Source organism: Peptoniphilus harei, from assembly GCF_900454685.1.
Lineage (GTDB): Bacteria > Bacillota > Clostridia > Tissierellales > Peptoniphilaceae > Peptoniphilus_A > Peptoniphilus_A harei.
In genome coordinates, this window is record NZ_UATM01000032.1 from 606,322 (window position 1) to 625,938 (window position 19,617).

The window sequence follows — 19,617 nt, forward strand, 5'->3', positions numbered from 1 at the left end:
TATAGTCTAAATTTGAATTCCATCAAATTAAAGTTTTTCTTCTGTCAAGTTCTCAATATTTTCTGAAAGGGCACCTAGGACTTCATAAAAAATTTCCTTCTTGTCCCCTGAAATATTTTTGTTTGCAAGCTCAATGTATTCCATGGTCCTTTCACTTATCTTGGCACCTATGAGCCTTCCCTTTTCTGTGAGATAAAAGCTGCCTCCGTAGTTGTTCTTATTGTTTGATTTTTTTTTCTACGATGCCAGACTTTATCATTTGGTTTAGGTTCCTCGACACGTCAGACTTATCCTTGCCGCTTATTTTTACAAGCTCCATAGAATTTAGTTTGTCGTGGTCGTAAAGGGCCAGCATATAGATTAGCTGACTTGCGTTTAGGCCAAAGTCCTTCATGACTTGGCCTGCTAACTTTTGCCAGTTCTTTACAAGATTAAAGATCTCGCTGGAAAAGTAATTGAATTTATCTAGCATAAACACCCCACTAATTTGATGTAAATTTAAGTATAAATAATACTTGTTGACATGTCAACATTTATATCTTTGAAGATTTTTTATTAAAAATTTGTGTTAAAATGTCATAAGAGATAAACTTCTTAAGGAGATGATTTTATCAATAGGTATTCAAAAATAACAAACAAGACAAAGAGGGAAATTGTCCTCTTAAAGGCAAGGCCTTGCAAGTGGGGAAAGTGTACTTTTTGTGATTATATAGAAGACAATGAGATAGATAATAAAAAGATAGACGAGATAAATCTTGAAGTCTTAAAAAATGTCACGGGAGAGTTTGGAGTCCTAGAAGTGATTGACTCTGCATCAGTTTTTGATTTGACAGAAAATACGCTTAAAGAAATAAAAAAAGTAGTTGAAGAAAAAAATATAAAGAGATTATTTTTTGAAGCTCACTGGATTTATAGGAATAGACTTGACGAGATAAGAGACTTTTTTGGAATTCCCATAACTTTTAAGACGGGAATAGAAACTTTTGATAACGACTTTAGGGAAAATGTCCTAAAAAAAGGTGCAAACTTTAAAGACTATAGGGAAGTTAAAAAATATTTTGACTCACCCTGCGTCATGGTGGGCATAAAGGGTCAGACAAGAGAAATGATTGACCGCGACATGGAAATAATAAAAAATTTCTCTCATGCTACAGTAAATATTTTTATGAACAACTCCACAGATATAAAAAGAGATGAAGATCTTGTGAAGTGGTTCGTAGAAAAATACAGGTATCTTGAAGATGATCCAAGAATTGATATTTTATTTGAAATAACAGATTTTGGTGTAGGCTAAAAAAGACGCTGTGATTAAATTAACAGCGTCCTTTTTTATTAGGCTTCTTATATTTTAATATTTTATAAATAGTTAAAATAGATAAGGAACTAAGAAAAATAAAAACATGATTTTGTGGTGATTCAGATGCCATTGGAGAAATAAAATCTTCAATAAAGAATTCTATCAAAACTAAAATAATATAAATTATAGCAAGACATTTTATATGGTTACTAAACTTAAAACTATAAATTTTTTCAAAAAAGCTTAAAATAAGTAGGCTTAGAATACTATATATCAAGACAGCTATTTTATTTATTGGATAAAAATAGTTTACAAATGCAAGTGCTATAAAGACAAATAGATATAGGATATGCAAATTTTTATTTTTTAAAAGTTTCATCATAAGTTCCTTTCAATTAAGAATAGTATTATTTTAACAAAAAAATAAAGATTTATGATTTGAAAATTAAATTTTTTGGAAGCTAGTCATGAATTATTTTCTTACAATTTAATAGAAGCTGACATAAAAATACCCGGTGAATTTCCACCGGGTTTATTTTTATTGAGAATATTTTATTTTAGATAAATAACATTGAAACCATGTCTTGTACATGAAGTGGTGCTTCAGGTCCAACTGGAATTCCAAGTAGGTACCATACAACCATTAATAGTGACCAACCCACTAGGAAGCACATGGAGTATGGAAGCATCATTGATGTAAGTGTTCCAAGTCCAGAGTCCTTGTCGTATTTTTGCATGAATACAACGATCATTGCAAAGTAAGACATAAGTGGTGTGATGATGTTTGTTGAAGAGTCACCAATTCTATATGCAACTTGTGTAAGTGCAGGTGAAAGTCCAAGGTTATACATCATTGGAACGAAGATTGGAGCCATGATTGCCCATTTTGCTGAAGCTGATCCCATGAATAGGTTAAGGAAGGCTGATAGCAAGATGAACATTAGTAGAAGTGGTAGTCCATTTAGTCCAATTGATTCTAAAAAGTCTGCTCCGTTTTTTGCAAGGATAAGTCCAAGGTTTGTCTTATTGAAATAAGATACGAATTGTGCTGCAAAGAATGCTAGTACCATGTATCCACCAAGACCTTGCATTGCCTTAGTCATTGTGTCAACTAAGTCGTGTGAAGTCTTAATTGTTCCAACTGTCTTACCATAAGCGAGACCTGGAACTAAGAATAGTAGAAGCATTGCTGGGATAAGTCCGTGACCTAAGAAGTTCTTAAGAGTCATTGCGTTCTTACCTTCTTCAAGTTCTCTAAATGGAGCACCTGCTGGGAACATTAGGAAGGCCATTATAGCTACGAAAATGATTAGTGCTATAAGTGCATTTCTAAGACCCTTCAATTCAAGTTCAGTTAATGGATTTTCGTCAACTTGGTAAGTTCCGTGGTATTCTCCTAAGTTCTTTTCAACAATTTTGTTTGTAACAAGTGTACCAACAATTGTGATTAAGAATGTTGAAACAAATAGGAAGTACCAGTTACAAGTTGCTGCTAGTTCCATATCAATTCCACCAGCTCTTAGGGCTTCGTTTGTGATGTTTGTAAGAAGTGGGTCAGTTGTACCAAGGATAAGGTTGGCTGAGAAACCACCACTAACACCAGCAAAGGCAGCTGCTATACCGGCAAGTGGATGACGACCAGCGTTAGCAAAGATAAGTGCTCCTAGTGGAACTACAACTAGGTATCCTGCGTCTGATGCGATGTTTGACATAACACCTGCGAAAACTACTGTAGCTGATAAAACTGTTGGGTTAACATTTGATAATAATTTCTTTAGAGTGGAATCAAATAGTCCACTGTTTTCAGCAACACCAACACCAAGCATAGCTACTAGTACTGTTCCTAGTGGAGCAAAGCCTGTGTAGTTATCAGTTGCAGAGTTAAAAATGTAGCGTAGACCATCCCAGTTAAGTAGGGAAACAGCCTCTTTAGTTACTTCTTCTCCTGCTTTAGCATCGAAGTATGTTACGCTCATGCCAGATTTTGCTGCAAAATATGAAACTATGATTACGATTACACTAAGTATTGCAAAAATTATGGCTGGGTGAGGTAACTTGTTACCAATTACTTCAACACCTTTCAGAAAGCCACCGACATCATTTTGGTCTTTGACTTTTTTGTTTTGTTCTTTCATAAATTCCTCCTATAAATGAAAATAATATCCTCATAATTTAATACTATATTATCTATGATATACTTGCAAGAAATATTTGGTTTTGCTGCAAATGTTTGTAATACAGCAAAGGGATAAAGTCAAACTTTTGTTAATCCATTCATAAAAGTGAAAGAATAAGTTAAATAACCACTCTTTAGGTCCAAATTCATTTCACAAATTAAGTATATTATGCTAAAATAAGGTCTAAGAAATAAGGGGGAGTCCAATGAAAGAGTATAGTTCGTTTGAAATTCTTGGACCAGTAATGGTTGGTCCATCATCATCTCACACTGCAGGCGCTTGCAAAATTGCAAGACTAGCTGCAAAAATATGTCCAGATGATTATGAAAGCGTTGAGTTTTATCTTCATGGATCTTTTGCTTTTACATACAAGGGCCATGGAACAGATAGGGCACTTTTAGGTGGAATAATGGGATTCAAAACCTACGATAGCTCTATTAGGGATGCCTATGAAATTGCAGATGAGAGGGGAATTAAGTATTCCTTCATACCAATGAATTTAGGTGAAGGTTATCACCCAAACACTGTTAAGATTAAATTTAATTACAAGGATAGGGATAGTGAATATGTAATAGGGTCTTCAATTGGTGGTGGAAACATGATAATTGTTGACATCAATGGAATTGAAGTAGAATATGACGGCAAGTTCCCTACATTCTTATTCCAATATCCAGAACAGAAGGGTGTAATAGCAGACGTGTCAACTATTCTTGCTGACGAGTCCTACAATATTGAATCCATAAACACTACTAAGGATGAGCTTACAAATATTGTAACTCTAACTGTGGAGTTAGATGAAAGTGCAAACAAAAATCTAGTAGATAAATTGTTAAATAATTCCAGATATATCACATCAAAATATGTGGAGGTTTAAATGTTAAATACAGCTAAAGAAGTTATTGAAGCATGTAAAAAAGATAATATCCACATCTACGATTTAGTTCTTAGGGAAGAAACAAAGGCCCTTCATATGACTGAAGAAGAGATGAAGGATAAACTTAAGGGAATATTAGGTGTAATGAGAGGATCATCTCAAGAAACACTGGACAAATCCTTTGAAACTGAATATAAAATGATAGACGGTTTTGCAAAAATGATGAACGACTATCAAAAGGAAAAAGACCCTTTAACTAGCAAGTTCCTAGTTAGGGCAATGGCTATGGCCTTTTCCACATCTGAGACAAACGCAAACATGGGGACTATTGCAGCAGCACCTACTGCTGGAAGTTCTGGCATAATGCCAGCAGCCTTAATGGCAGCCAAAGAAAAGTATGACTTAGATGATGAGGTTTTAATAAATGGACTACTGACATCAATAGGAATAGGGCAAATTATTGGTAAATATGCAACATTCGCCGGTGCTGAAGGTGGATGTCAAGCAGAGTGTGGATCTGCCAGCGCAATGGCAGCAGCTGCACTAGTTGAGATGCTTGGCGGAAGTCCAGAAGAAGCACTAAACGCAGCCAGCATTACACTTATTAATGTAATGGGGCTAGCCTGTGACCCAATAGCAGGACTAGTAGAGTATCCATGTACTTTTAGGAACGCATCAGGTGTTATGAACTCTTTCATATCAACTGATATGGCCCTAGCAGGTATTAAATCAATTGTTCCCTTTGACGAAGTTTGTCAAGCAATGGGAGAAGTTGGTCACTTGCTACATGAATCTATTAGGGAGACTGGTCTTGGAGGATTAGCAGGCACAAAAACTGGCCAAGAAATCAGGGCTAAGTTTTTAAATATTAAGGAGGATTAAGGAAATGAAAGAAAAGAAAAAAATAGGTCTGATTCCTAGACTTATTATTGCCATTGCACTTGGGGTTCTTGTTGGACAATTTTTACCAGAAGTTGTAACTCAAGTAGCAATTACAATATCAGGATTATTTGGAAAGTTCCTAAACTTTATAATCCCACTAATGATTATTGCCTTTGTATCTAAGGGTATAGCAGACCTTTCAGAAGGTGCTGGTAAACTTTTAGGAGCAACTGTAGCTCTAGCATATGGATCTACATTAATTGCAGGTTCATTATCTTATACAATGGCAAGAAACATATTCCCAAGCTTTATTAGACCAGAGCTTGCAGAAGAAATTCAAAAAGCAACAGCAAATGAAGTTGCACCATTATTTGAAATTCCACTAGCACCTTTCATTGATGTAACAGCAGCACTTGTACTTGCATTTATGATTGGACTTACAGTTTCAGCTATAAGAGCTAAAGGATCTGGAGAAGTATTTTACAAAGCAATTAATGAATTCAACGAAATTATAAATCTAGTACTAGCAAAATTTGTAATTCCACTACTACCATTCTTTATCTTTGGTAACTTCTGTAACCTATCATACTCAGGTTCAGTATTTGCAATTCTTGGAATATTCTGGAAAATCTTCATCTGCATCATTGCACTACACCTACTATACCTAATAGTACAATTTTCACTTGCAGGAGCATACACAGGAAGAAATCCTTTCAAATGCTTAAAAGAAGCAGTTCCAGCTTACCTAACAGCAGCAGGTACACAATCATCTGCAGCAACTATTCCAGTTAACGTTGCTTGTAACAGAAAAATGGGTGTTACAGCTCAAATTAGAGAATTCTGTATCCCACTTTGTGCAACAGTTCACTTAGCAGGATCAATGATTACTCTTACAGCTTGCGTATTTACATTACTAACAATGTTTGATATGCCACACTCTTTCCCACTAATACTTAAATTTATCGCAGTTCTTGGAGTTGCTATGGTTGCAGCACCAGGTGCGCCAGGTGGAGCAGTAATGAGTGCCCTTCCATTCTTACCAGTAGTTGGAATCGATTCATCAGGAACACTCGCTACAATTTTAATTTCACTATACCTAACTCAAGACTCTTTTGGTACAGCTTGTAACGTAACAGGCGACAACGCTATTTCTATGGCAGTTGAAAAAATCTATTACAAACACATTGTAAAGAAACCTATCCCAGAAGAAGACTTCGATGATGGTAGAATAAACCTATAATTTAAAAGCATATTTACCTAAAAAGCTATGTCAATGACATGGCTTTTTTCTTTTGCAAAATAATTTTTATAAATTTGGTATAATGAAGTAAAGGTTGGTGAAGAGGGAAGATGAAGACTGTACTTATAACTGGAGCCTCTCGTGGAATAGGAAGAGATATTGCAAGAAGGCTTGCAAGAGAAGACTACAGAATTATTATTAACTACAACAAGTCAGAGAAAGAAGCAAGAGACCTAGAAAAAGAAATAAGAGACATGGGCAAGGACGCCCTTGCCATAAAAGCAGACATAAGAAAATTTTCTGAAGTTGAAGAGATGTTTAAAGAAGTAGAGAGAAGATTTAAGGGAGTTGACATCCTAATTAACAACGCAGGCATTTCTTCCTACGCCCTCTTCCAAGATATTGACGAAGAAACTTGGGACGAGATTTTTGATGTAAATGTAAAGGGAGTTTATAACGCAATCCATGCTGCCCTTCCCTATATGCTAAAGAAGCATTCAGGAAAAATCTTGAACATGACATCAATTTGGGGAATAGTTGGTGGGTCCATGGAGAGTCACTACTCTGCAACTAAGGGAGCTATTAACGCACTGACAAAGGCCTTGGCCCAAGAGCTTGGCTATTCAGGCATAACAGTTAACGCAGTTGCCCCAGGCGCAGTGGATACACCAATGACAAGAGAGATTGGGACAGACAACCTCTGCATCTTATCAGAAGACATACCCATGGGTAGACTTGCAACTACAGAAGAGATTGCAGAACTAGTTGCCTTTATGGTTTCAGAAAAAAATTCTTACATGACGGGACAAATAATTTCTCCCAACGGTGGAATGATTGTATATTGATGTAAAAGAGAGATGTTAAAATGAAAATTTTATTTATTTACAACCCAAATTCTGGGGATGAAAGTGGGAAAGAATTTGTTGGAAAAATAGAAGATAAGCTTAAAAAATATTTTGATGAAGTTATCTTAAAAGAAACAAAAAAAGCTGGAGATGGGACAAAGTTTGTTGAAGAAATAAGAGGTGTAGATTCCATTGGAGTTTATGGTGGCGATGGGACTGTAAATGAAGTCCTACTTGGAATGAAAAATATTGATTCTAGAGCAAAACTCCTAATACTGCCAGGTGGAACAGGAAACTTATTGGCCAAAAGTCTTAATATTTCTCAAGATAAAGAAGAAGCACTTGAGTCTTTTGATTTTAAAAGGACAGAAAAGATTGACTTAGGAAGGGTTAACGATAAAATTTTTAGTCTCTTTGCATCAATTGGGCCAGTGCCAGAAGCAATTCATGAAGTTTCTTCTGAAGAGAAGTCAAAAATTGGAGGACTTGCTTATATAAAAAAGTCCATTGAAATGTTAGCTGGCTCGGAAAAATATAATCTTGACGTTAAATCAGATGGTGGAAATTATTCTGGTCCAGTAGACCACCTAATGGTTGGACTTTCAAATAAAATTGGAAAGCTTGAATTCACATCTGAAAATAAAGAGATGAATAATGGATATGCAAATTTATTTATTCTAACTAAGGATTCTATTAAAGATAGGCTTGAATTATTAAAAGACTCAATAGAAGGAGAAGTGGAGCAAGGCAAAAATGTTTTGGACTTCATCGTTAAAGAAGCAGAGATTTCTTCAATAGATGATAAAGAAGTAAGACTTGATATAGATGGAGATGAGGGACCAAAACTTCCTGTAAAGATAAAGATTTTAAAGGAAGCTGTTGAAGTTTATATCCCGAGAGAGGAATTAACATGACAAAAATTTTATATGCCAAGGACTATGTTGAAAAGAAGACTGGTGACCTAGTTGAAAAAATTAAAAAATTAAAGGACAAGCCAATAATTTCTATTATTAGGGTGGGTGATGACTATGGATCTCTTGCCTATTTAAAGGGAATAAAAAAATCTGCAGAAAAACTTGGAGTAAGTGTAGATGTAAATGAATTTAAAGAAGATGTGAGCCAAGATGAAATTTTGGATTGCCTAAAAGATTTAAACCAAGACAAAAAAATTGGTGGAATACTTGTCTTTAGACCACTTCCAGAAAGTATTGACGAAGATGTGATTTCCCTTGCCCTTGATCCCAAGAAGGACATTGACTGCATGAATCCCATTAATAGGGCTAAGGTCTATAGCGGCCACTTAGATGGATTTATTCCCCTTGCACCGAAGGCTGCTCACGAACTTTTAGAGTTTTATGATTATGAATTAAAGGGGAAAGATGTTGTTATCATTAACCACTCCAATGTTGTTGGAAAACCCCTTGCCATGATTTTACTTAATGAGCTTGCAACTGTAACTGTTTGTCACGTGGGAACCAAGGACCTCAGGAAGCACACAAAAGCTGCCGATATAATCTTCACTGCCATGGGAAGGGCTGAGGTTCTTGATGAATCTTACTTAAATGAAGATGCAGTAGTAATTGATATTGGGACTTCAAAGAACAAGGAAGGCAAGTATCGTGGAGACCTTGACGAAGAAGCTGTTATGGGAAAGATTGGAGCCTTCTCACCAGTTCCCGGTGGGATAGGAAGCATTACAAACCTCCTTCTTCTTGAGAATGTAATAAATTATTACTTGTAAAAAATTTAAAAATATAAGCGAAAACTTATCCCTCCCTAGTGGAGGGTTTTTTACTTAAAATTTGTTATAATTAATCTTACTGATATAAAGGAGAAAGAAATGATAACAAATAAAGTAATTTTAGTTAGGCCCTACGCCTTTAATTTTAATATAGAAACAGCGGCAGATAATGTCTACCAAGTTAGCCCAAAGAAAACTTCTGATGAAGAAATTCAAGAGAGAGCCCTAAGAGAATTTGACAGGGCAGTGGAAAGTTTAAGGGCAAAAAACATTCAAGTTGATGTAATTAGTGACTTTGATGACAGGACACCAGATTCAATTTTCCCAAACAATGTCTTTGTGACTTTCCCTGGCAAAATTTTTATTTCTGAGATGTACACAGACAACAGGAATGAAGAGTATGACAAAATTCTTCCACAGCTTAAAAAAATTCTAGACTACGACAGGGCAGAAGTTGTTGACTTTAGAAATGATGAAGGAAAAGTCCTTGAAGGGACTGGGGCTGTAGTAATTGACAGGTGGAACAACATTTGCTACGGGAGTCTTTCGAAAAGATGTGACAAGGATGAATTTTTAAAATTCTGTCATAGCTTTGACTTAAAGCCAGTTTATTTCAGGGCTAAAGACAAGGGAACCTATGTCTACCACACCAATGTCATGATGATGGTGGGAGAAAAATTTGCGATTATTGCAGATGAATTAATTGTAGAAAACAAAGAAGAAGTTCTTAAGTCCCTAAGAGAATCTGGAAAAGAAATTATTTCTCTTAACAAGGAAGAATTTGATAACTTTGCAGGAAACTCCCTTGAATTAAAGGGAGAGGATAAAAATATCCTTGTCATAGCCAAGTCAGCCTATGATCATCTTAGAAAAGAAAATAGAGAAAAAATTGAAAAACAGGATGAGATCCTGCCAGTTGATGTAGACACAATTTCAAAATACGGTGGCGGATCAATAAGGTGCATGATAGCAGAAAATTTCTTTGACATAAGGGAGGGTTGATATGGATTTATTAAAATGCCTGGCTTTTATAATTTTTGCCATCTTTTGGGCAAGACAAGTCCCCGAAAATTATAAAATATATAAGGAAAACAAGTCATGGGAAAATTTTTTGATACTATTAGGAAAAATTTTAATGTCCCTTGCCTCAATAATTTTGGCTATAGGAGTTTATGTATAATATTGAGAGATAAATTTTATCTCTCTTTTTTATATTAATCTTTTTTATTATAAAATTTTAAAAAAGCTAATCCCAAAAGTAACCAAAAGAAGAAAATAATTAGGGCAGTGTAGCCCATAAAAGAAGGAGTTTTTGGTATGAAAGTGGAGATTACAATTACAGCAGAAATTATTATTGCTGGATAAATAGTTAGTTTTCCACCTGGAGCCTTAAAGGAAGTATAATAATCCTTATCCTTATTAATAAGAGCAGCTAAGGATAGGCAAGTTAAGAACCATCCAATTACAAAAGAAACTGAACCAAGACTAGTCAAGGGGTCAATTAAATTCATGCCCACAAAAGGACCGACAGCAGCAAAGAAAAAGCAGAAAACAAGAGCTGTTACAGGAGTTCCATATTCAGCGTGCTCCCTTGCAAAAACCTTTGGAATAAGATTATTTTTTGCCATAGATTGAAGTAGTCTTGCCGATGCCATAAACATTCCATTCCAAGTTGAGAAAAGTCCAGAGACAGTTCCTATTACAATTAATTTATCAAGAATAAGACCAAGTCTTCCTCTGTAAGCGTCTTGTAGCAAATATCCCATGGCAGGCGGACTTGCAAGAGAATAGGCTTGCCAATTGGACACGCTTCCTGTTGAAAGAATCACAAGTGAATAAAAAGCACCTGCTGCTACTATAGACAGAACCATGGCAATGGCGACATTTTTAAATTTTTTATCGGGTGAAGTTTCTTCCACAGATTGGGCAATAGTGTCAAAACCTGACATAAAAAAGGGAACAATTACAATAACTGCTATTATTCCACCAAAAAGTGAAGAGTGATTTCCCTCGCCGACGTTTTTATAGAGTGGATAGAAATTATAAACACTTCCAACTTTAAAGGAAAAAAAGATGACTATAAAACCTATTAAAATTATTAAAATAGAAAGTATAGATTGAAGCTTTGAAGCAAAATTTGCCCCCTTAAAATTTATAAAAAATAACAAAAGGGCAAGCCCTATACCAAGAAAGATGGAAGATGCTTGTATTGGATAACCTGCTACATAATAAAGGACCTTTGAACTAGATAAGAAAGGAACTAATTTTTTAAGAATTGTGTTTATATAAATAGCTTCCCAAGGCAGTATCGTTAGATAAGAAAGAGCAAGAAACCAAGATGAAATAAAGGATAAGTTTCGACCAAAGGCTTTACTAGTATAGACCATGACCCCACCAGCCTGTGGCAGGGTGGCAAGTAGCTCCCCGTGACATAGTCCAATTGGTATTAAGAGAATAGTTGCAATTACAAATCCAAGAAAGGCAGGAATAGGACCACCAGCTAGAGCTATCCAGCGATTAGAAGAAACTGCCCAGCCAACTCCAACCATAGATCCAAAACCAAGCATGAAAAAATCTAGATAACCCATATCACCTTTCTTTCTACTTTGTCTAATTCTCATTATATTTTTTATATTTGGAATTTTCTTTTTCATTTCACTATATTTATCTTTTTTCAAGAAAAACACCTCTATCAAAAGTATCTGCATCAATTTATCGCGTTAAACTATATTATAATAATAAGTTAAAAATGAGCCAGTTGTCAAATTTATAAAGAATACAATTCTTATTTAAAATTAAAAAACAACTTGAACTAATAAAAATTAGAATATAAGATACCATAAGAAAGGAAAAATATGAAAAATAAAATTTTAACTATAATAGAAGTCATCCTTGTGATAATCTTGCTTACAAGTCTTTATAGGATTTACAATTACAACAAGGAAGACAAGGAATTTAAGGACGCCACAAGAGAAGTTCAAGAAAAATTCGAAAGAGAAGAGCTAAAGACTCCTGATCCAAAAGTTGATGAGAAAGAAAAGAAAAATCTTGAAGCCATAAAAAAAATTGAGGACTTGAGAAAAGAATATCCTTCTATTGTTGGCTGGATAAGGGTTGGCGGAACTGAGATTTACTATCCAATAGTCAAGGGAAGTGACAACGACTACTACCTAAACCACAATTACAAGGACGAGTACAATGTCTTTGGTGCCATCTTTATGGACTACAGGAACGATGAAAACTTTTCTGATCAAAACACAATTGTTTACGGGCACAACAATGTTAGGGCAGGAAACTTTAAGGACCTTCACAAGTATGAAGAAGAAGGATTTTTTGCAGAAGATAGGTTTATAGAAATTTATTCTCTTGATGGCTACAAAAAATACAAGGTCTTTGCAGTTTATAATGCCAGTCCCTATGACAAGTTTAGGAGTCCATCTTACACTGAGGAAGAGGGAGAAGACCTCCTTAGATATATAAAAGAAAAAAATACTTTTAATGGAGATCTTCCAAAGAAGATTGAAGACATCTTGACCCTACAAACTTGCTCGCCTGGAGATACAAGGCTTGTGGTACAGGCAAAATTGGAGGAAGATTAAATTTATAAATTTATATAAAAAAGAGCTCTACAAGAAGACTTACTTATTTATTAGCTATCTTCAGTAGAACTCTTTTTATTTTTATTAATTTAAAACTATTTCATTAAATTTGTAAAGATTTGTGCAACTTCAGCTCTTGAAATGTTATGTTTAGGCTTGAAGCTTTTGTCTTCATAACCATAGATTAAGCCTCTCTCTACAGCTTTATTAACATCATCTTTTGCCCAAGTTGAAATTTCTTTTGAGTCTGTAAAAGCTACAGGCTCTTCAAGAGGAAATTTTTTATTTAAATTTACAACATACCTATTTAATATAGATGCAAATTCTTCTCTTGTTATGGAATTATTCATTCTGAAATTTCCATCTTCATAACCGGCTATAATTTTATTTTCGTAAGCCCAAGCAATCATTTTTCCGATTTCAGTATTAGAATCAACATCTTTAAAGATTTTTTTATCATAAGAATCTAGATCAATTTTTTCAAGTTTCGCCAAAGCTCTAACAATTTCTGCTCTAGTTGAATTTTTATTAGGTATAAAGTTAGAATTAATTAATTCCATTAGATTTTCATCTAAAACTTTTTTAATTGAATCTTCTGCCCAGTATCCATTTATGTCTTGAGGATAATTATTTTTCTTGTTTTTATTATCTTCCTTAAAGCTAATGTTGACAGGATAAGTCTTTGGGTGGTCATGTCTACTAAAGTCGAATATAGAATTGTAATAGTAATCTTCTTTATTTTCTTCTGGATTTAAAGGGAGCGGATTATTTGGATTCTGAGGGCTTTCTGGATAAGTTGGATCCTCTGTTTTACTAGGATTAGTTTGCTCTTCTGGATTCTTAGGTTTAACTGCTTCTTCATTTCCTTTTTCTTTTAAAGATAAAACTTCAGAAACAACAGTATATTTTTTGCCTATATTGTTTAATTCATAGGAGTCGCCTAGCAAAAATAAATTTTCTTGATCTTTAATTTTAATGAGTTTAGGATTTTTTAGATCTATGCTATTTCCATTTTTAAAGTTTGATTTTGCTATAAAATTATTATTATCAACTTCTTTTTTAGTATAATTATCTTTTGAGCTTGTTACAGAAGATAAATAGTCCATGCCCCAGAAAGGAAAGTCAGTTGTTTCACCATGATAAGATTTACTGAAATATTCTTCATAAATACCTCTATCCCTTATAGTCCATGGATGAAATAAAATTCCTCTATGATTAGAAAACTGAGCTTGTTCATAATTTGCAAGTGACATGTTGTTGTTGAAAAAAGCATTCATAGGGCTTAAAGTTTCTGTAAGTTTTTTTACAGCCAAAGTTTTTGGAGTAATAGCAGTAGTTACTCCACCTAAATAACCAACAGATATTTCTGGCATAAATTCTCTCATTTTTTCGCATTGTTCTTTACTAAACGAAATAAAAATTACTCGGTCTTGCATATTGTGCTTATAAACAGTATCTCTTAAATAAGATCCAATATTTAGATTGCCACTTTTTATTTCAATTACATGTATTATGTCGGAGTCCTTACTAGCATCAAAAAACTCATCTAGAGTTGCTATGCCTTCGTCAGGCTTTTCTTTGTATTTAATTTCCTTTAATTCTGAAGAAGTTAAGTCTTCAACAAGCACATCTTTATTTGAAAGCCTACCTGTTCTTGCGTCATGATTCATAACAAGTACATTATCTTTTGCAAGATACACATCAGACTCTGCAGCATCTGCATGTATAGCCATTGCAGCCTTTAGTGCTGATATAGAATTTTCCGGTAGATTTGCCCCTGCCTTTAGATTTAATTCAGGAATATCAATAGGAATATCTGTGTGTACAGACCTATGAGCCGCTATTATTGTATTTCTAGTCAAGATATTTCCAAGGGATGGATCCTTAAAAGACTCAATAAAATTAATGGCGTCAAGTGGTTTTTCCGTAACAATTCCATAGGCCCCAGACAAAATATTGTTATAGAGACTCTTGTCTTCCGAATCTGAAAGAACCCATGTTGCAATAGCTCTAGCTTGAATATATTTGATGTTTTCTCTCTTGGCAAGTTTTTGTGGGATTAGAGCGATCCTTGAATTGGATTTATTTGTTTCGTGAACAATATTAATTAAATTATCCCTTGAAATTTCCTTGTCAGTAAAATCTAAGACGCCTCTCATGCCAGTATGATTTGTAATTTCTTTTATGATTTCTGGATTTTTAGAAATAATAAAAGCATCAACAATTTTATTATTATCTATAAATCTTGATAATTTAAAAGCTGTACTTTCAGAATTAGTTCTAAAGGCAATCATTGCATTTTTCTTTATAGACTCAATAGCTGAACCTAGAGGGATTTTAGCGTTAGATGCTATTACATTTAAATCTTCATCTAAATCAAAAATTATTGTGGCTGGTCTCTTAATTCCTGATGCCAAGGAGGTAAAATTATTAGAATTATTTGCCACAATTGTTGGTGGGATTTGAATTTGAGTTTTTGGTTGATAAATATTACTTACATATTCATTTTGGATATCGTCAATGACAATTTCTTTTGGAAGATTTTTCGGAATTTCACCAGTAACTTTGAGACTTTTTAACTCAGCATTTGCATTATTATAAGAAAAAGCAATTTTTCCATCTCTATCTTCAATAGGAAGACTTGAAACAACTAAAAGTTCGTCATTTATATACTCTCTCACTTCATTACCTTCTACTACAATTGTTAACTTGTAAGGAGTATTGTCTTTTAATACTTCCTTATATGGACTAGTTGCTTTTACATTCCAATTGCCTGAAGGGGTCATGTTGGCAAACTCGACACCATTTGTTGCAGTTGCATTTTTTCTTATAGCCATTTGCCAAAAGGACCAAGTATTTTCATTTGGATTAATTGGTTTAAGACCGTAGGAAAGGGCAATCCATCTTGAATTATTAGCTCCGCCGTTGTGGATAACCTCAGCCTCAATAGTGTAGTTTCTTCCGTAATTTGATATTGGAAGCACAACATTACCGTAAGGACTTGAGTTATTTTTTTCAATTTTCAAACTGCCATTTTCAATAAGAGAGTCATTTTCTGTTATCTGTCTAAGACTTGAATATCTCAATATTTTAGGGTCATCAAAATTTATATTTACATCAGAGTTTATATAAAGAGGCTCTTTAACTAGGTCTTGCTTATCATTCTTTGACCAAATTGAAATTTCATAACATTTTTTAGTTTTATTATAAATAATTTCATTTTCAAATTGGTCTCCTAGGGATAGATCAACTTGATCTTTAATAGTATTGACATTAACCTCATTATTTGGGAAGGCAAAATTTGATTTTTGGATAAAATCCATTGCTTCTTGAGAGTTATTTATGTTAGTTATTGATGAGCGAAAGTTTACATTGTGTGATAAATTTTCATCCACATAATCAGGCTCATCAGTTTCAATAAAGGGTTCAAAACTTGTCACTGACGCATGTGAATTTTGAGTATTTAAAGCTAAGATTAAAGAAAAAGTTGATGTTCTTATATTAACAATAATATCTTCATCTATATTTGAATCTACTTTTAGGTTAAAAGAATTATTTTCAGTTTTAATTTGTAAAGGTTTTGGGGTATAGTCGAATTTTTCTTCATTTATAAATACATCGCCGCTGCCTTCTAATACTGAAATTTCTGTGTTCTCTTCAGGATTTAATCTAAACAATTTTGGAAATTCAATTGTTAAATTAATACTTCCACCGCCACCTGAACTTTGAATTTTTATGTCCTTACTTGTTAGAGCAAAAGTGTTTACAAGTATATTGGACATAAAAAGTAATATGACTAAAAAAGATAAAGTCATTTTTCTAAAAGTTTTTTTAAATATTTTCATATTTCTCCTTTCTAATAAAAAAATAGTATAAATAATAAATCTATCCTTTAGGATATTACAGAAAAATTCTAAAGATTTTGTTAACTTATTTTTTATTTATTGTAAATTTTTAATAAAGCATTAAGTGTTTTTCTAGCTTTACTAATGAAATATTTGTAAAGAAAAACAACTACAATTTACAAAATATGGAAAGATTGTTATAATATAAACAATTAGGAGGTGTTAATTTGCCGAAGGATGCAAGGAGTATTTCCGAAACCGTAATAAGGAGAATGCCAGTCTATCACAGATACTTAAAAGAACTCATAGAAGATGGAGTGGAGAGAGTTTCTTCTAAGGAACTTAGTGGCCTCACTGGTTTTTCTGCTTCGCAAATTAGACAGGACTTAAATAATTTTGGGGGATTTGGCCAACAGGGATATGGTTACAATACCAAGGCTCTTAAAGACCAGGTTGATAAAATTCTTGGAATAGACAAGTCTTACAAGAGTATAGTAATTGGTGCAGGTAGACTTGGACAAGCCATTGCAAGATACAATGGATTTAGGGATTCTGGTTTTAATGTCATTTCACTTTTTGACATTAAAGATGACATAGAAGACATTAGTGGGATCAAGGTCCGTAATATGAAGGACTTAGAAAATTACATAAGAGATGAAGGTGTAGACGTTGCAATTATCACTGTGCCAAGAGAAGTCTGTGAAGAGGTGGCAGATAGGGTAATTGATGCAGGTGTAAAGGGAATTTGGAACTTCGCACCCTACGACCTAAAGGGACCGGAAGGCATTGTGGTTGAAAACATAAGACTTAACGACTCACTTCTAACCCTATCTTATTTTATGAAAGAAATTAGCTGACCTATTATTTAATAATAGGTTTTTTATTTATAGGAGTTTTTTATTGATGAAGATAAATTTTGATGAAGGCTTTTGCAAGATCACTGACCTAGAAGAATTTGACCCAAGAGATATTTTCACTTGTGGCCAGGCCTTTAGGTGGTACGAAGAAGAGGACGGGTCTTTTACCTTTGTAACCCATGGCATAGTTGCCAATGCAAAAAAAAGTTGGGGATGAAATAATTTTAAAGGGAGTAGATGAAAAGTCCTTTGAGGAAATTTTTTATGACTATTTTGACCTTTCTCGTGACTACAAAATAGTAATGGAAGAACTTTCCAAAGACGAGGTAATGAAAAGGGCAACAGAATATGGTAAGGGAATAAGGATCCTTAACCAAGACAAGTTTGAGACAATTATCTCTTTTATAATTTCTGCCAACAACCAAATACCTAGAATCCAAAAGGCAATTGAAAAAATTTCGGAAATGTATGGGGACTATCTTGGAGAGGATGAGAATAGAAAATACTATTCCTTCCCAAGTCCAGACCAGCTTGCCCTTGCCAAGCCAGAAGACCTTCGTGAATTTGCAAGGGTTGGCTTTCGTGACAAGAGGATAGTTGAAGCATCAAAATTAATTGCATCAGGTCAAGTTGACATCAATAAAATTCAAGACATGGATCTTGAAGATGCAAGAAAGGAACTCCAAATCCTTCCAGGAGTTGGGCCAAAGGTTGCCGACTGCATCCTCCTCTTTGCCTTTGACAGGAAGGAGTCCTTCCCAGTTGACGTGTGGATAAAGAGGGTTATGGAGGAATTATATTTAAAAGAAGTGACACCAAAGTCAAAGATTGCCATGCGTGGAAGAGAAGTATTTGGCAAGAACGCAGGCTTTGCCAACCAATATCTCTTTTATTATGGAAGAGAGAACAAGTTGGGCAAGTAATTTATAAACTTATAAGAAATAAAGAAAGACTGAGTTTTTATGACGCAGTCTTTTTTCGTGGATTTTTAATTCTTATTAATCTTTTTTAATTTTTCAAAAGAAAATCACTTTTGAAAGATTTCTAATTTTTCTATCCTATCAAAGGCTTCGTTGATCCTGTCCTTGTTAACAGTAACGGCAATTCTTATAAAGCCATCGCCTGCAGCACCAAAGGCCTTGCCATCAATTAAGTTAACGTGGGCCTTTTCTAAAATTTCTTTTACAACTTCGTCAGTTGTCATGCCTGGGACAGAAATTTTTGGGAAGATGTAAAAAGTTCCCTTTGGTCTCATAACTTCAACGTGATTTAATTTCTTTAGCCTGTCATAAGCAAGATACATCCTCTCCTTGTATTCTTCTGCAAGGGGCGGACAGATTCTTTTCCTGTTTTCGATGCCAACAACGCCTGCGTATTGGCAAATTGTTGGGACTGCGTAAACTGTGTTTGTGTGAATGGAAGTCATGGACTTAATAAGGTCCTTGTGGGCAACAATTGCACCAAGCCTCCAGCCAGTCATTACATAGTCCTTGGACATTGAAGAGATTGAAATCACCCTGTCAAAGTTTTTATCCCACTTGATCATTGGAGTGAAGGCAGACTCGTAGGAATAAATTGTGTAGATGTCGTCACAAATCACTAAGATGTCGTGTTTAACAGCAAGATCATAAATTTCTTTTAGGGTCTCGTCACTATAAACTGCCCCAGTTGGATTGTTGGGAGTGTTTATTATAATGGCCTTAGTCTTTTCATTTATTAATTTTTCAAGTTCAGATGGAATAATGTCAAAATCATTTTCGAACTTTGTGTCATAGAAGACAGTTTTACCACCAGCCATGTCAACTTGGTCTGGGTAGACACTAAAGTAAGGTGAAGGAACCATTACTTCATCGCCTTCTTCTAGGATAGCTTGAAGGATTAAAAACATTCCTTCAGTTCCTGACATAGTGATCATAACTTCATCAGGGTCGCAAGCCACCCCAAAGTCTTCCTTATAAAAGTCTGCTATGGCCTTTCTTAGACCTATGTAACCTTGTGGATCTGCGTAGTGGGTGTGACCTGCCATTTGTGAGTCGTAGGCTTCCTTTATTATGGCTTCGTCAGTAGCAAGGTCTGGGTCACCAACGCCAAAGTTGATAAAATCATCATAGATTTCTGAGTAGTCAACAGCGTAAATAGATTCTTCAACATCCCTATATTTTTCACGGATAAATTTCTTCATAAAAACCTCCCTTTATTTCTAATAATTCATTTTATCATAAATAAATATTTTATTAATAGGCGTTGTTTTAATTCCTTA

The 19,617-nt window shown here is 34.4% G+C and carries 16 protein-coding genes and 1 pseudogene; 12 read left to right on the top strand and 5 right to left on the bottom strand.

Features of this window, described 5'->3' with window-relative positions:
• Positions 1-217: 217 nt before the first annotated feature.
• The gene (locus DRZ96_RS11660) at positions 218-472 is read right to left on the bottom strand and encodes a MarR family transcriptional regulator (protein ID WP_236587156.1); all 255 of its coding nucleotides are present in this window, start codon (positions 470-472) and stop codon (positions 218-220) included.
• A gap of 327 nt (positions 473-799) precedes the next feature.
• Here DRZ96_RS11660 and DRZ96_RS04315 point away from each other — a divergent pair, with 327 nt between their 5' ends.
• Positions 800-1,294 (top strand): radical SAM protein, encoded by a 495-nt coding sequence (locus DRZ96_RS04315; RefSeq protein ID WP_232012778.1) that lies wholly within the window; start codon positions 800-802, stop codon positions 1,292-1,294.
• A gap of 560 nt (positions 1,295-1,854) precedes the next feature.
• On the opposite strand, the gene DRZ96_RS04325 is transcribed toward DRZ96_RS04315, so the two are convergent.
• On the bottom strand, positions 1,855-3,432 hold the full coding sequence (locus DRZ96_RS04325; RefSeq protein WP_070702747.1) for an AbgT family transporter: 1,578 nt from the start codon (positions 3,430-3,432) through the stop codon (positions 1,855-1,857).
• A gap of 247 nt (positions 3,433-3,679) precedes the next feature.
• Here DRZ96_RS04325 and sdaAB point away from each other — a divergent pair, with 247 nt between their 5' ends.
• From sdaAB to DRZ96_RS10515, 8 genes are all read left to right on the top strand, one after another.
• Entirely contained in the window at positions 3,680-4,348 is a 669-nt protein-coding gene (gene sdaAB, locus DRZ96_RS04330) for an L-serine ammonia-lyase, iron-sulfur-dependent subunit beta (RefSeq protein WP_070702746.1), read from the top strand.
• Entirely contained in the window at positions 4,349-5,230 is an 882-nt protein-coding gene (gene sdaAA, locus DRZ96_RS04335; protein ID WP_070702745.1) for an L-serine ammonia-lyase, iron-sulfur-dependent, subunit alpha, read from the top strand.
• A gap of 4 nt (positions 5,231-5,234) precedes the next feature.
• The gene (locus tag DRZ96_RS04340) at positions 5,235-6,470 is read left to right on the top strand and encodes a dicarboxylate/amino acid:cation symporter (protein ID WP_070702744.1); all 1,236 of its coding nucleotides are present in this window, start codon (positions 5,235-5,237) and stop codon (positions 6,468-6,470) included.
• Between the two features lie 110 nt (positions 6,471-6,580).
• Positions 6,581-7,315 (top strand): elongation factor P 5-aminopentanone reductase, encoded by a 735-nt coding sequence (ymfI, locus tag DRZ96_RS04345; RefSeq protein WP_112889718.1) that lies wholly within the window; start codon positions 6,581-6,583, stop codon positions 7,313-7,315.
• 20 nt (positions 7,316-7,335) lie between these two features.
• Positions 7,336-8,229 carry a diacylglycerol/lipid kinase family protein gene (locus tag DRZ96_RS04350; protein WP_112889719.1) on the top strand — a complete coding sequence of 298 codons (894 nt, stop codon included), beginning with the start codon at positions 7,336-7,338 and terminating at the stop codon, positions 8,227-8,229.
• Entirely contained in the window at positions 8,226-9,056 is an 831-nt protein-coding gene (locus tag DRZ96_RS04355) for a bifunctional 5,10-methylenetetrahydrofolate dehydrogenase/5,10-methenyltetrahydrofolate cyclohydrolase (protein WP_112889720.1), read from the top strand. The genes DRZ96_RS04350 and DRZ96_RS04355 overlap by 4 nt, the downstream gene beginning before the upstream one ends.
• Positions 9,057-9,155: 99 nt before the next feature.
• Positions 9,156-10,058, top strand: coding sequence for an arginine deiminase-related protein (locus DRZ96_RS04360; protein ID WP_112889721.1), 903 nt, complete (start codon positions 9,156-9,158; stop codon positions 10,056-10,058).
• Position 10,059: 1 nt separating this feature from the next.
• Entirely contained in the window at positions 10,060-10,236 is a 177-nt protein-coding gene (locus DRZ96_RS10515; protein ID WP_172605460.1) for a hypothetical protein, read from the top strand.
• Positions 10,237-10,270: 34 nt separating this feature from the next.
• On the opposite strand, the gene DRZ96_RS04365 is transcribed toward DRZ96_RS10515, so the two are convergent.
• Complete coding sequence (locus tag DRZ96_RS04365) at positions 10,271-11,734, bottom strand: APC family permease (RefSeq protein ID WP_172605461.1); 1,464 nt, start codon at positions 11,732-11,734, stop codon at positions 10,271-10,273.
• A gap of 177 nt (positions 11,735-11,911) precedes the next feature.
• Here DRZ96_RS04365 and srtB point away from each other — a divergent pair, with 177 nt between their 5' ends.
• On the top strand, positions 11,912-12,655 hold the full coding sequence (gene srtB / locus DRZ96_RS04370; protein WP_112889723.1) for a class B sortase: 744 nt from the start codon (positions 11,912-11,914) through the stop codon (positions 12,653-12,655).
• Between the two features lie 95 nt (positions 12,656-12,750).
• On the opposite strand, the gene DRZ96_RS04375 is transcribed toward srtB, so the two are convergent.
• Positions 12,751-16,500, bottom strand: coding sequence for an S-layer homology domain-containing protein (locus DRZ96_RS04375; protein ID WP_112889724.1), 3,750 nt, complete (start codon positions 16,498-16,500; stop codon positions 12,751-12,753).
• 227 nt (positions 16,501-16,727) lie between these two features.
• On the opposite strand from DRZ96_RS04375, the gene DRZ96_RS04380 reads away from it, so the two are divergent.
• Together DRZ96_RS04380 and DRZ96_RS04385 are read left to right on the top strand one after the other, a co-directional pair.
• Positions 16,728-17,357: a redox-sensing transcriptional repressor Rex gene (locus DRZ96_RS04380; protein WP_112889725.1), complete on the top strand. Its 630-nt coding sequence runs from the start codon at positions 16,728-16,730 to the stop codon at positions 17,355-17,357.
• A 46-nt stretch (positions 17,358-17,403) separates the two neighbouring features.
• Positions 17,404-18,280, top strand: a pseudogene (locus DRZ96_RS04385) (DNA-3-methyladenine glycosylase family protein).
• A 104-nt stretch (positions 18,281-18,384) separates the two neighbouring features.
• Here the strand turns inward: DRZ96_RS04385 and DRZ96_RS04390 are convergent.
• A complete protein-coding gene (locus DRZ96_RS04390; protein WP_112889726.1) occupies positions 18,385-19,539 on the bottom strand; it encodes an aminotransferase class I/II-fold pyridoxal phosphate-dependent enzyme in 1,155 nt (384 codons plus the stop codon).
• Positions 19,540-19,617: the final 78 nt, after the last annotated feature.